This is a genomic window from Streptomonospora sediminis (assembly GCF_054778995.1).
The window spans coordinates 1-13,647 of the sequence record NZ_BAAGYZ010000018.1; the positions used below are offsets into that span (position 1 = coordinate 1).

9 protein-coding genes are annotated in these 13,647 nt (G+C 71.5%); 3 read left to right on the top strand and 6 right to left on the bottom strand.

The annotated features are described in order from the left end of the window. On the bottom strand, nucleotides 1–1,715 hold a 1,715-nt coding region (locus ACYVD5_RS05050; RefSeq protein ID WP_460999720.1), incomplete at its 3' end, for a type I polyketide synthase. A gap of 93 nt (nucleotides 1,716–1,808) precedes the next feature. Then, complete coding sequence (locus ACYVD5_RS05055) at nucleotides 1,809–3,029, bottom strand: cytochrome P450 (protein ID WP_460999721.1); 1,221 nt, start codon at nucleotides 3,027–3,029, stop codon at nucleotides 1,809–1,811. 429 nt (nucleotides 3,030–3,458) lie between these two features. Between ACYVD5_RS05055 and ACYVD5_RS05060 the strand changes: the two genes are divergently transcribed. Next, complete coding sequence (locus ACYVD5_RS05060) at nucleotides 3,459–4,472, top strand: helix-turn-helix domain-containing protein (protein WP_460999722.1); 1,014 nt, start codon at nucleotides 3,459–3,461, stop codon at nucleotides 4,470–4,472. Nucleotides 4,473–4,667: 195 nt separating this feature from the next. Here ACYVD5_RS05060 and ACYVD5_RS05065 read toward each other — a convergent pair whose 3' ends face one another. The 4 genes from ACYVD5_RS05065 to ACYVD5_RS05080 all read right to left on the bottom strand — a co-directional run bounded on the left by ACYVD5_RS05065 (nucleotide 4,668) and on the right by ACYVD5_RS05080 (nucleotide 10,730). After that, nucleotides 4,668–5,081 carry a DoxX family protein gene (locus ACYVD5_RS05065; protein WP_460999723.1) on the bottom strand — a complete coding sequence of 138 codons (414 nt, stop codon included), beginning with the start codon at nucleotides 5,079–5,081 and terminating at the stop codon, nucleotides 4,668–4,670. A 174-nt stretch (nucleotides 5,082–5,255) separates the two neighbouring features. Further along, nucleotides 5,256–6,146, bottom strand: a complete 891-nt coding sequence (locus ACYVD5_RS05070; protein ID WP_460999724.1) for a thioesterase family protein — start codon at nucleotides 6,144–6,146, stop codon at nucleotides 5,256–5,258. 61 nt (nucleotides 6,147–6,207) lie between these two features. Further along, nucleotides 6,208–8,931: an FAD-dependent oxidoreductase gene (locus ACYVD5_RS05075; protein ID WP_460999725.1), complete on the bottom strand. Its 2,724-nt coding sequence runs from the start codon at nucleotides 8,929–8,931 to the stop codon at nucleotides 6,208–6,210. Beyond that, nucleotides 8,928–10,730, bottom strand: coding sequence for a fatty acyl-AMP ligase (locus ACYVD5_RS05080; protein ID WP_460999726.1), 1,803 nt, complete (start codon nucleotides 10,728–10,730; stop codon nucleotides 8,928–8,930). Before ACYVD5_RS05080 ends, ACYVD5_RS05075 begins: the two co-directional genes overlap by 4 nt. Before the next feature lie 669 nt (nucleotides 10,731–11,399). Here ACYVD5_RS05080 and ACYVD5_RS05085 point away from each other — a divergent pair. Both ACYVD5_RS05085 and ACYVD5_RS05090 read left to right on the top strand, forming a co-directional pair. Beyond that, on the top strand, nucleotides 11,400–12,695 hold the full coding sequence (locus ACYVD5_RS05085) for an extracellular solute-binding protein (RefSeq protein WP_460999727.1): 1,296 nt from the start codon (nucleotides 11,400–11,402) through the stop codon (nucleotides 12,693–12,695). A 63-nt stretch (nucleotides 12,696–12,758) separates the two neighbouring features. Then, complete coding sequence (locus ACYVD5_RS05090; protein ID WP_460999728.1) at nucleotides 12,759–13,646, top strand: carbohydrate ABC transporter permease; 888 nt, start codon at nucleotides 12,759–12,761, stop codon at nucleotides 13,644–13,646. The last annotated feature ends 1 nt before the right edge of the window (nucleotide 13,647 follow it).

Here is a 13,647-nt window from a genome sequence, read left to right on the forward strand (position 1 = left end):
GACTCCAACAACTCAGCGGCCATCCCCGCCCACTGCGAACCCTGACCCGGGAACACGAACACCACTCGGCCGGCCGAACCCGGCCCACCGGCGCGGCCGGCGGGGCCGACCGCGCCCGGAGCGGATTCGCCGCGGGCCAGGGCACGCAGCCGCTCAAGGGCGGATTCGCGGTCGGCGGCCAGCGCGACCCCGCGGTACTCCAACTCGGCCCTGGTGGTGGCCAGGGAGAACCCGATGTCGGCCAGGCGCGCCGGGGCGGTTTCCAGGTGCTCGGCCAGCCGCGCGGCCTGAGCGGGCAGCGCCTCGGGCGTACGTGCGGAAACCACCAGCGGCACAATCGGGGACTCGGCACCGGCGGCACCGGACACCGCTGCTTCGGCGTGCCCGCCGACCGCGGCCTGCGGTTCGCCGCGCCGTTCGTCCCGCGCGTCCTGCCCGGCCGGCTCGCCGACCACGACGTGGCAGTTGGTGCCGCCCATTCCGAAGGACGACACGCCCGCCAGCAGCGGTTCCTCCGGGGACGGCCACGCCTCGATCGAGCGCGGCAGCCGCAAATTCAGCTCGTCCAGCGGAATACCGGGGTTCGGGGTCTCGAAGTTGAGGCTGGCCGGCAGCGCCCGCTTGCGGATGCTCAGCACCACTTTGAGCAAGCCGGTGATCCCGGCGGCGCCTTCGAGGTGGCCGACGTTGGTCTTGGCGGAGCCGACGACCAGCGGCCGGGCCCGGCCCGCAGCGGTGCCGAGCTCCGCCCCGAGCGCGGCGGCCTCGATCGGGTCGCCGACCGGGGTGCCGGTGCCGTGCAGCTCGACGTACTGCACCGCCGCCGGATCGGCGCCGGCGCGCCGGCAGGCCAGCCGGAGCACTTCCTGCTGGGCGTGTTGGTCCGGGGTGGTGAGGGTGCGGCCGCCGCCGTCGTTGCCGACCGCGCTGCCTTTGATCACGCAGTACACCCGGTCGCCGTCGGCGAGGGCCCGGGCCAGCGGTTTGAGGACGAGCACGCCGCCGCCCTCGCCGCGCACGTAGCCGTTGGCCCGCGTGTCGAATGTGAAGCAGCGGAAGTCGGGCGAGAGCGCGCCGAACTTCGCGACCCGGTCCGTGCTCTCCGGAGCCAGGTTCAGGCTGACGCCCCCGGCGAACGCGGTGTCGGACTCGCCCGAGCGCAGGCTTTGGCAGGCCAGGTGCACCGAAACCAGCGACGACGACTGGCCCGCGTCGACGGTGAGGCTCGGCCCCCGCAACCCCAACAGGTAGGAGACCCGGTTGGCGACCATGCTGCGGTGCAGGCCGGTGAGAGAGTGCGGGGTCGCCGCCCCGCTGCCGCGCCGGCCCGACAGCGCGGCATAGTCGTCGGCGGCCACCCCGAGAAAAACGCCGGTCCGGCCGCCGGCCTGCGCCGCGGGCACGGTTCCGGCGTCCTCCAGCGCCTCCCAACCGAGTTCGAGCATCAGCCGCTGCTGGGGGTCCAGTTCGGCCGCCTCGCGCGGTGCGATGCCGAAGAACCCGGCGTCGAACCCGTCGACCCGGTCCAGGAATCCGCCGCGGGGCACAGCGGCGCCCGCGCTGCGGGAGACGGGCGCGTCGCCGATCGCGTCGGCGCCGTCGCGCAGCAGCCTCCAGAATTCGTCCGGACCGGCTGCCCCGGGCAGGCGGCAGGCGATCCCCACGACGGCGATCTGGTCGCCGGACTCACCACGTTCAGCAGGATTCGACCCCACCGGTTACCTCACATCGGAACTCGCATCTGGACGGCTGCGCTCGGGCGCGCCTCGGCAGGCACACGGCCGGCCCGGACGGGGCCGGTACTCCGGTCAGGGCTGCGGCGCACCCGTGTCCTGCGACCAGGTCACCCAAAGCTCATCGACCCCGTAGAAGACCCGTTCGTCGCGCATGGGGACCTGTTCCAGCGGCACGGTGAGCTCGATGTCGGGGAATCTGCGCAGCAGCGCGGAGAACCCGACGCGCTGCTCGACGCGGCTCAGGTTGTTGCCCAGGCACTGGTGGATGCCATGGCCGAAGGCCAGGTGCCCGCGGGCCGACTTGGTGATGTCGAGCGTGTCGGGATCCTCGAACTGCTCGGGGTCGCGGTTGATCGCCGGCAGGGACAGGGTGACGGTCTCGCCCTTGCTGATCAGCGTGCCGTCGACCTCGACGTCTTCCAGCGCCGACCGGTTCGGACCGATGTGGGCCACGCTCAGGAACCGCATCAGCTCCTCGACCGCGCCGTCGATGAGCGAGGGGTCGTTGCGCAGCTTCGCCAGCTGTTCGGGGTGCGACAGCAGGGCGAGGGCGCCGAAGGACAGCATGCCCGTGGTGGTCTCGTGGCCGGCCATCAGCAGCATCGTGCCGATGTTGCCCAGCTCCAGGTCGCTCAGCTCCGGGTTGGCGGCGAGTCCGCTGATCAGGTCGTCGTCGGGTTCGTCCCGCTTGCGCACCGCGAGGTCGCAGATGTACTGGCGGATCTGACCGATCGCCTCCTCCGACTTCTTGTTCTCGGTGTCGAGGCTGAGCGCGGTGGTCTGCCATTCCATGAAGAGCCTGCGGTCGGCGTAGGGGACGCCGATCAGTTCGCAGATGTTCAGCAGCGGGATCGGCAGGGCGAACGCCGAGACCAGGTCGGCCGGCGGGCCTTGGCGGGCCATCTCGTCCAAGTGGTTCTCGGTGATCTCGGCGATCTTGGGTTCGAGTTCGTTGATCCGGCGCATGGTGAACTGGGCTGCGAGCAGGCGCCGCAGCCGCGTGTGGTCCGGCGGGTCCATCTCCACGAAGAACCCCGGGTATGCCGGGCGGCCCGACGCGAACGGTCCCGGGATCGGGATGTGCATCGACTCCGGCCTGGAGCTGAACCGGGTGTCGGCGAGGATCTTGCGGGCGGCCGAGTATCCGGTCACCAGCCACCCGAGGTGTCCGTCGGGGAACCGGAGCCGGCTGATCGGCTGCGTTTCGCGGCGGTCCTCCAATTTCTCGGCGGGGTGGAACGTGCACCGCCGGGAAGCGGGAAACGAGTCCAGTACGGGCGGTGTGTCGGGCATGCCGGTGGTTCCTTAACATCTCGGGCGAAACAGAGACCAACTGCGTGAATCTCCGCCACGCCGGCCGCGCCCGGGCACGACCGGCCCCCGTATGAGCCAAGCCCCCCGGCTGCGAAACCTGCGCGGCCACATAATCGCCTGCGCGCCTATAAATTCACTGCAATCTGGCTTTCCACACAAAACCAGCCAGATCCTCGCAAGGCCCTCCAGCGCCCGGCAACGTCTTTCGAGCAGCTTCGAAAGACCCTGCCGGCGGGCGGTACCGCCGGCCCGCGGGGCGGGTGCGAGCGTGCCGACCTGCCGCGATCCGCACCACCGCGGACGTGGCCCGCCGCACCTGCGGCAGGATGTGGCCACAGAGGAACCCCGGCAATGCCCAAAACGTCCCACCGCACAAGACCGATTGCTTGTTGCCGGGGGGACGCAGGCTTGCTCCGTATCCACTTCACCAGCGAAGATCTGATCCGTACGCGTGTCACGCCCGCGGCCGATCCGCTATGGGAGATCGTGCTGAGTCTGCACATGCTGCAGACCCGGCCCCGCACCCTTGCGATGGAGAAATGGAGCCGCGAGGTCCGGGGGCGCATCGTCCACCGGTGCCGGCCCGGCCTGCTGGCGCGCCTGGTCCCGCTGGCCCCGATCGCGTCCTACATGCCGGACTTCCTTACGCCGTCGGAGCGGACCGGCAGCCTCGGCGCAGGCGTCGAAACGGTGATGTCCACGCCGACCACGCGGGTGCGGCGCGAAATGCACCAACTGGCCGCGGTCAGCCGCCTGCCCGCATGGGCCGGGGATCTCGCGGCCGGCAAGGCCGACTCCCTGCGCGAACTGGGCGATGCGCTGGGCGAATACCACCGGCACGCCCTGGCGCCGTACTGGCACCGCATCCAGGAACGGGTCGACACCGACCGGGCGGAGCGCGCCCAGGCCGTGCTCGCCGGCGGGCCCGAACGGCTGCTGGAGACACTGTCGCCGCAGATGACCTGGCGGCGGCCCGTGCTGGAGATCGCCTACCCGGTCGACCGCGACCTGCACCTCGACGGCCAGGGGCTCACACTCGTCCCCTCGTTCTTCTGCCAGACCTACCCCATCACCCTGGCGGACGTGACCCTGCCGCCGGTGCTGGCCTACCCCATCATCCATGCCGGGAGCCCGCCCGCCCCCGGCTCCGACGGGTTGTCGCCGCTGCTGGGCGCGACCCGTGCGGCGGTGCTGGCCGCAGCGCAGCCCGGCAGGTCCACCGGCGAACTCGCCAAGCTCCTCAACATATCCGCCGGAACCGCGAGTTACCATGTCTCGGCGCTGCGCGACGCCGGCCTGGTCAACAGCCACCGGCGGGCCAACGTCGTGGTCCACACGGCCACTCCCCTCGGCGGCACGCTGCTGCGCAGCTGCGACACCCCCGAAACAGCGGCGCCGGCCGCCCGCCCGACCGTCTGCTGAGCGGTCTGCGCCGCCTTGCCCGTCCCTGGCCCGCGGCACTGCCCGGCCCGGGGCGGGGACCGGCCGGAACCGGCCACCCGGCTCTTGCGGACCGCGGTGGCAGCGCCCGATGCTTCTCGCACCTGACCGGGCACCGCCGCATGCGGGCACGTGCCGAACACCCGGGCCGGCCGATGGTCGGCCGGAGCACCGGAATCAGCGCCGCAGCAGCGCCACCAGCGCGCGGAGCTGCGGCCAACGGCCCCAGGCCACCAGGGCGAACACTGCGCCGAGCACCATCGTCTGCACCGCGAAAGCCTGGTATCCGGGGGTGGCCAGGTTGCTGATCGTGGCGCCGGCCATCACCCCCAGCAGGCCCAGTGCAGCCGCGCCCGACAGCAGCGGGATCAGCAGACCCACTGCGCCGGCGACTTCGCAGACCCCGGTGACGTAACGCAGCCACTGGCCCAGGCCGATGTCGTCGAACAGCCGCACGGCGTCTGCGGAGCCGAGCAGCTTTGTGCCGCCCTGGAACAGGAAAAAGGCCGCGAGCAGGATCTGCACCACCCACAGGACGGCCTCCAGCGCGCGACCGCGCCGCTGCGGGCCCTTGGTTCCGCCGTGGTTCACAGCCGTCACCTCACTCCTCGGTTCGCAAGCCCATTCTGCGCCGATCCGGCCGGATGCGGGAGGGGCCGGGCGGACGGCGCGCCGCCGGGCGCGGGTTCCGGCACCGGCCGCAGCATGAGGGTGTGGAGAGTGTGGCCGATGGATCAGGCAGCCGGTACCGGTCGGCATGTCCGGTTAGCTGCTGCCGGGGGCCGGGGTTTCGGGGATCCGCACGGCCGCGATCTGGGTGGCCTCGGCGACCAGGCGGCCCTTGTCGTCCCACAGGTGCGCCTCCAAGTCCACGGTCCCGGCGCCCACGTCGGTGGCGCGCAGCCGGGTCCGCAGCGGTCCCGCGGCCGAAGGGCGCCGGATGCGGGCGCTGAACTGGATGGTCGGCGCCCAGCCCTGGATGCCGAGGTCCAGGATGGCCGAGGGGATGACGTCCAGGGCGACCAGTACGCTGAGCGGGTCCCAATCCGAGCCGTCGGCCATGCGCTGCCATCCGCGGACCAGCCCCTGTCCCGAGGGCTGCCCGACCGTGAAGCCCAGCAGGCCGGGGTCGAGCCGGTGCTCGATCACCGACAGGTAGGGCGCACGCAGTCCGAGTTCGGCGACCTCCGTCGGAGCGAGGAAGCAGTCCGCCTCGGCGGGCAGTTCCTCGGGGACGGCCGCGGTCCACCACGCTTCGCCGTCCGCCGGCAGCCCCTGGGTGAGCACGGCCTCCACTTTCACCCGCCCGTCCTGGACCAGCCGGGCACGCAGCTGGGTCGAGGTGCGCCCTTGCCGCAGCACCTCGACCTCTGCGACAGCGTCACCGGGGTCGCCGGCCTCGACAAAGGCGGCGCTGACCGCGATGAGATGCGGGTGGCCGTGCACGGCCGCCGCCGCAGCCCGGCCGAGGACCGCGAGCAGGTAGCCGCCCTGGGGCTTGCCGTTGACGGTCCACTGCGCATCCAGCACGGCGTCGAACACGTGCACCGCGCCGGTCGTGCCGGACGTGCCGGCCGTACTTGCCGTTCCGGTCGGTTCCGCTGTTCCGGTCGCGGCTCGCGGGTGCACCGCCGTCGCCGCCGGGAAATCGGTCATGTCAGCTCCTGAGGTGGTAGAGGCCATATCGGGCGGTCAAGCCGGTTAAACGGGTAAGCGATCAAGCGGTGCGGGCCGCGGCCGTCCCGGAGCCAGCCTCCGGCTCCGGTGCGCGGCCGCCCAGCAGCTCGGCGAGGTGCCGGGCCACCGCGTCGACGGTGGGCAGCTCCAGCAGCAGCGTCGGCGACACCCGGAAGCCGAGCCATTCCGAAAGCTCCCCCTGCACCTCGGCGACCGCCATGGAGTCGACCAGGTAGTCGTCCAAGAGAACGTGCGGATCGACGGGTTCGCCCGCCTGAGCGGCGACGCGTTCCAGTAGCCAGGCCTGGATCGCGGCGGCGTCCGGTGCACCGGCCGGCGGTGCGGCACCGGTGGCGGCCGGCTCCGCCGCGGCGGACGGGGCTGCGGCGGCGCTGCCTGCGGCCGCGCCGCCGGGCTCATCGGCGAAGCAGCGGCGGATGAGTCCGCGGGAGTGGGCGACGGTCGTCTCGATCAACTCGTAGCCGAGCAGGCCGCCCGTGTAGTAGGTGCGGTTGTGCCCCTGCAGGTGCTCAAGGCGGTCGAAGACGCCCGCAGCAGTGTCGGCGCTGGAGAAGTGCGGCATGAACGGCCACCGGCGCACCAGCAGCACCTCCTCGACCCGCCCGCCCATCCGGGCGACGTCCGCGCCGAGCCGGGCGCCGATGTTCGCGCTGTCGAGGCCGTCGGCACCGTAGAGGTAGCAGGTGTAGACGTCGCTGTCGGCGTAGCGGTGGTGGTAGGCGACGCAGTGGCCCGGTTCCGCGCCGGCGGCGGTGTGCTCGCCCACCAGGTAGAAGCCTTCTCGGAACAGCCCCGATACCCGGCACACCACGGTGTAGTAGTCCACGGTGCGGATCCGGGCGGCGATGTCGCGCTCGTCCGCGGTGGTGTCGAGTACGGCGGCCAGCCGGTCCAGGGCCGGGGTGACCACCAGCGCGTCGGCGTGCACCGGTTCGGAGCCGGTGTGTACGACCACGCCGCCGGCGCTGCGCTCCACCATCGTGATACGGGTTCCGGTCCGCACGTCCGGCAGGTGCTCGGCCACGCGCCGCCACAGTTGCGCGAAGCCGTCGCGGATGGTGAAGGTGCCCGCGTGCCCGGCCAGTTGCCGCCGCTCCGAGAACAGGCCGGTCATCTCGGCGTACTTGGCGAAGTACAGCGCGGGCAGGTCGCCGCGCAGGTGCCCGTACCCGGAGGCGGTGTAGCCGTCTCCGAGGGAGGCGGCCATGGCCTGCAGGCCGTTGCCGCCCAGCCAGTCGGCCACGGGTTCGGCGAGCGGGCGGGCCGCGTGCGCCAGTCCGGGCCGCCCGATGCCGGGGAAGCGTTCGGCGCGCAGGCGGGCGTAGCGCGAGAACTCCCCGGGCCGGAAGAAGGCGGAGTCGGGCCGGCCGGCCGTTGCGCCGGCGGTGTCGTGGACGAGCGAGGGTGTGGCGTCCTCGGTGCCGACACCGAGTTCGGCGGCCAGCCGCGCCAGCTCGGTGTACTGCGGCGTGCAGATGTGGGCGCCGAGGTCGTAGGCGCGGCCGTCCACGCGGATGGAGGCGGATTTACCGCCGACCTCCGGCTCGCTTTCGAGCACGACGGTGCGGTGGCCGAGCAGCTGGAGTTCGCGGGCGGCGGTGAGGCCCGCGGGGCCGGCGCCGATGATGCACACCGTTTGCCGGGGCCGCGGCCGCGCCCCCGCGGCGGGTGCCGGGCGGGGCGGCGGCGCTCCGGTGCGGGCGCGGTGGGTCATCCGGTAGACGAGGGCACGGATGTGGTTGACCGACGCCGGCTCAGCGGGTGAACGGGCCAGCGCGATCCCCAGGCCCTCGGGCGCGTTCGCCGGGTCGAATACCAGCCCTTCGGCTGCGGGGCGGTCGAGCGGGGCGTCGAACCGGAGTTCGGCGATGGTGCGGAAGGGGTGCTCGGCCGCGGGCCACGGCAGGGAGGGGTCGAGTCCGGCGCTGTTGGCCGCTGCGTCGCCGCCGAGGGGGCGCAGTTGGATCTGGAGCAGACCGGTGGCCCGGCCTTCACGGACCCGGGCCTGCAGTTCGTCGCTGAGCAGGGTCGGCGGCCGGTCGTCGCCCAGGGCCCGCACCGGCGTGCGCGGCCGGGTGAGGGGGAAGCGCAGGCCGCCGGGGTCGTGCCACCCGCAGTCGGGCGCGTCCTCGGTGGGCACGATGCGATAGCGGGCCAGCCACGGCCGCCCGGTGCCGTCGACGTAGGGGCGCGGCACCTGCGAGTGGTAGTGGTAGCGGGTGTAGGAGACGGGGTCGCGGACCTGCTCCCACACCGCCTCGCGCAGCCCTGGGAACTCCCCGGCCAGTTCCTCCTTGTCGGTGTCGGTGCCGAAGGTGAACCGGTGGAACATTGCGGCGTCGCGCGCGAACAGCCGGCTGCCGGTGTTCAGGGTCAGGTTGAACGGCGAGCGGCCGGGGTCGTCGGGGTGTGCGGAATCCAGGAACAGCAGCGATACGCCGCGGGTGCCGGGCAGGACCTCGTCGGCCTGCTCACCGCTGCTGTAGCGTGCGAACACCGGCACGCTGCGCCCCGGCGCGAAGTAGGGGTGCGGGTCCGGGCCGCCGCGGGCGACGAACGTGGCCGTGCCGCGCACCGCGGTGCCGTCGGCGTGGAAGAACCGGCGGCGGGTGCGGTGGGAGCTCTGCGCCATCACCTCGAAGCGGCTGAGCAGCGCGGCAAAGTCGGTGTCGAATTCGTGTATGGCGGGATCGTCGCGACCGGCCGACATGCGCAGGCCGGCGGCTGCTGCCGGCGCGGTCACCGCTGCACCGCCGCCGCGCGGGAGGACGCGGAGCCGAGGTAGGCCTCGCGGCAGGCGCTGCGGCGGATCTTGCCGCTGGTGGTCTTCAGGACCAGCCCGCGCTCGCCCACCACCACGTCGTCGCAGCCGAGGCCGTGGGCGTCGGCGACCGCGCGGCGGACCGAGCGCACCACCGCGGCACGTTCCTCGTCGGAGGCCTCGCGGCTGGTCTCGGCCAGGACGACGAGCCGCTCGCCGACGGAGTCGCCCTCTTCGGCGGGCACCGCGAAGGCCGCCACGCCGCCGCTGCGCATCAGCGGGTGGCAGACGCGGACGCTGTCCTCGATGTCCTGCGGGTAGTGGTTGTGGCCGCGGATGATGATCATGTCCTTGCGGCGCCCGGTGACGAACAGTTCGCCGTCGTGGATGAAACCGAGGTCGCCGGTGCGCAGGTAGCCGCGCGGGTCGCCGTCGGCCACGCGCGCCTGGAAGGTTTCGCGGGTCTCTTCGGGCAGGTCCCAGTAGCCGCGGGCCTTGGTCACCGAGTCGGCCCAGATCTCGCCGACCCGGCCGGGGTCGCACGGCCGGTGGGTGTCGGGGTCGACCACACGCAGGCTCGCGCCCGGCTTGGTGCTGGATCCGCAGCCGTAGTAGACGGCCGCGGGTTGGCCGGGGTCGTCGCCCACGGGAACGGCCCGGCCCTGCCGGATGGCGTCGGGGTCGACGCGCAGCGGTCCGCTGCCGCCCATGGTGAGGCTGAGGGTGTGCTCGGCCAGCCCGTAGGTCGGATAGAACACGTCGGGATCGAGGTCGGCGGGGGCGAAGGCGTCCAGGAACCGCTCGACGGTGCGCGGCCGGATCAGTTCGCCGGAAGAGCCGGCCACGCGCAGTGCCGACAGATCCCACCCGGCGCGCTGGGCTGCGGTGGTCTTGCGCACGGCGAGGTCGTAGGCGAAGTCGGGCGCAGCGGTGTGCGTGGCGCCCACCCGGGCGGCGACCTCGAACCAGACGGCGGGCCGGCGCAGGAAGCTGAGCGGGGACAGCACGTGGGTGCGGGCGGAGTGCCCCACGAGGGTGTTGAGCAGGAAACTGATCAGGCCGAGGTCGTGGAAGTGCGGGACCCAGGTCACCGCAATGGTGTCCTCGCCCAAATCCAGGTCGCGGGCGATGGAGTCGAGTTCGTGGTGGATGTTGCGGTGGCTGACGACCACCCCCTTGGGGGTTCCGGTCGAACCGGACGTGTACTGCAGGAACGCGGGGGCGTCCAGGTCGGCGGGTACGTGCCAGTGCCGCAGGTCGAGGCCGTCGCAGGCATTGGGGCCGGGGGCGTCGCTGTCGGCCCACGGCAGGTCGGGCCAGGCGGGTGCGCCGGTCTCGGCCGGTTTGGCCCGGGCGCCGGCGTCGACCAGCTGACGGTAGGGGCCGTGGCTGAGGATCAGCCGGGCGCCGGAATTCGCGGCGATGGCGCCAAGGACCCCGATGTCGTGGCCGGGCCGGAAGGGGTTGGGCGGGGCGACCGGAACGGGCACCAGGCCTGCCGCCTGGCAACCCAGGAAGGCACTGACGAAGTCGAGCGAGGGCAGGTGTACCAGCAGTACCCGGTCGCCGGGGTTCAGGCCGCGCTGCACCAGGTCGGCCCGGATGCGTTCGGCCTCGCCGGCCAGGCGGCGCACCGTCATGGTCTCGATGTCGGTGCCGTCGTCGTCGGTGAATACGAGGACCTGGCGGTGCGGCACACGCTCGTGGAGCTCGCGGAATCGTGTAGGGACGGAGCGTTCGCCGATGGTTGCGGGTGGCATGGCGGCGTTCGTGTCGGCCACGGGACATCCTTCTCAACCTCGTTTGGGAAACCGAAACAAGGGATGGTCAGTCGAAATAAGGGTGAATTTCGCAGAGGCACCAAAACTGCTCACCGGGTCTTTCGAAGCACACTCTACTCCGCCCCTGAAAACGGCTCCGGATCGCGAACGCGTGCCCGCCGACAAGGGCACACGCGGGCACCACTGCGGTGCGCTGCGCTTTTACCGCATTCTCGGCAAGCGGCGGCGACACCTTCCACCGGAACCCAGAATAAGGTTCTGGAATGGGAAGCGTCACAGAGCTTCGCCCGCGCCTGCCGACCGGTGCCCGCCCGACCGGGAGCACCCCCGAGTGGCCCCCGTGCGCGCGGGCGGACTCGGGCGGAGGCGGGGCCGGCGCCGCAGGGCACCGACCCCGGGTTGGCGCCGGCCGACCAGTGACCGGGTTCACACCTGCCTCTTGACCGCCACCCTGGACCAAATTAGTTTGGCCTGGGAACAAATTAGATACGTCACAGTGCCGGCGGCGCTCCGAGTCGCCGGAGCGGTCCGGATGCCAACGGGCGCCGCACCGCTGCGGCCGCACCGGTCCACCGCCACGCACACACCGGCCCGCCGCCCCCATCGGCCCGACACCCTCCACCGGCCGTTCGGCCCACAACGCCACACACGAGCACGAAGGACGCGCTCATGGCCAGGGAACCCTCCCGCCGCACCCTCCTCCGCGCAGGATCCGCGGCTTCGCTCTCCCTACTGCTGTCCGGCTGCGGGTTCGGTATCGGCAGCTCCCGGACGAGCACAGGAGCCACGATCTGGGACATATCAACAGGCAGCGAACAGCAGTTGCTCCGCGACATCGCCAAGCGGTTCAACGACCGCAGCGCCGCAACCCCCGTAACCGTCCAGTTCTTCCAGAACGACCCCTACAAGAACCGGCTGCGGACCTCGATGATCTCGGGCACCCCGCCCGAGGTGTTCTACAACTGGGGCGGCGGCCAGCTCAAGGCTTTCGTCGATGCCGGACAGGCCGCACCCATCCCCGCATCGGTGGGCACCGACCGCTACTTTCCGTCGGTGATGGACGCGGTGACCTTCGACGGGCGGATCTACAGCGTCCCCAAGTCGGGCACCGCGCCCAAGGTCTTCTTCTACAACCGGGAACTCTTCGCCGAGCACGGCCTCAGCCCGCCGGCCACCTGGAGCGACCTGCTCGAAACCGTCGGGGTCCTGTCCGAGGCGGGGTTGACCCCCATCTCGCTGGCCGGGCAGAACCTGTGGACGAACATGATGTACCTGGAATACCTGGTCAACCGGGTGGGCGGCCGGGAACCGCTGCGGGCCATCACCGCCGGCGAACCCGGCGCCTGGTCGCACCCGGCGATCCGCGAGGCGGTCGCCATGATCCAGGACCTGGTCGAGGCCGGAGCCTTCCCCGACGGGTTCTCGGCGCTCAACGCCGACATCAACCAGGACACCCAGCTGGTGTACTCCGGGCAGGCGGCCATGCTGCTCCAAGGCGCGTGGAACTACCAGCGGTTCGTCACCGACGCCCCCGAGTTCGCCCGGGAGCGGCTGGGTTGGTTCGCCTTCCCCGCGGTGGAGGGCACCGATGGCGACCCGGACGCGGTGGCCGGAAACCTCACCAACTTCTACGCCCTGACCACCGCCTCGCGGAACCGGGACCACGCAGTGGCGTTCCTCGGCGAGGCGGTCATGGACGACTACATGGTCGACCGGCTGATCGGCATGGGGATGGCGCCGCCCGTCACCGGCATCGAGGACCGGCTGGCCGAGAGCGAACGTTCCGACTGGCTGCTGTTCATCTACCGACTGGTACAGGACGCCTCCTACTTCGACCTGTCCTGGGACCAGGCATTACCGCCCGAGTCGGCCCAAGAACTGCTGACGAACCTGGGAAGCGTGTTCTCCCGCAACATCACCCCCGAGCAGTTCGCGCGGAACATGAACCGGACCATGGAGCGCTGAGCGCGCCCGCCCTCGCCGGCAACGGCGAGGCCCCACACACCCCACCCCGACACAGGGGGACTCGTGTCTGCACAACGTGACCGGAGAGCGCCGCTGCTGCTGATGCCCGCGGTGCTGTTCTTCACCGTTTTCGCCCTGGCGCCGCTGATCGCGGCCCTGTGCCTGAGTTTCGTGCAGTGGGACGGGATAACCCCGCCGCAGTGGAGCGGCCTGGAGAACTGGGCCCGGGCGTTCACCGACCCGGTCACCCTGGACTCCATCCGGCTGACACTGCTGGTGATCGTCCTGTCCTGGCTGATCCAGACCCCGGCCGCCATGCTGCTGGGGGTCTTTCTGGCGGGCTACCAGCGCTATCGGGCCCTGCTTGGCGTGTTCTACTTCCTGCCGCTGCTGTTCTCGGCCGTGGCGGTAGGGCTCATCTGGCAGGCGATCCTCAGCCCCCAAGGCGCGCTGAACTCGCTGCTGCGCGCGGTGGGCGCCGACGCGATCACCCAGCCCTGGCTCGGCAACTCCAGCACCGCGATCTACGCGGTGATCATCGTGATCGCCTGGCAGTTCATCCCGCTGCACACGCTGCTCTACCAGGCGGCCGTACGCCAGATCCCCCAGCAGTTCTACGAGGCCGCGCGCATCGACGGCGCCGGCAAGGTGCGGCAGTTCTTCTCCATCACCCTGCCGCAGCTCAAGTACACGATCATCACGTCCTCGATCCTCATCGTGAACGGTTCGATCACCTACTTCGACATCGTCTTCATCCTCACCGGCGGAGGCCCCGAAGGCGCCACCCGGATCCTGCCGATGCACATGTACATCACCGCTTTCCAGGAAACCCAGATCGGTTACGGCAGCGCGATCGCGATTCTGCTGGTCGTACTCGGGCTCGCCTTCTCGCTCGCCCTGCTCAGGATCTCGGGGTTCTCGCGCATGGAGAGCCAGGCGGAGGGAGCGTAAG

Excerpts from the sequence above, each read along its gene's own strand:
- ACYVD5_RS05055 (WP_460999721.1), bottom strand. The coding sequence starts at position 3,029 with ATGCCCGACACACCGCCCGTACTGGACTCGTTTCCCGCTTCCCGGCGG.
- ACYVD5_RS05070 (WP_460999724.1), bottom strand. The coding sequence starts at position 6,146 with ATGACCGATTTCCCGGCGGCGACGGCGGTGCACCCGCGAGCCGCGACC.
- ACYVD5_RS05085 (WP_460999727.1), top strand. The coding sequence starts at position 11,400 with ATGGCCAGGGAACCCTCCCGCCGCACCCTCCTCCGCGCAGGATCCGCG.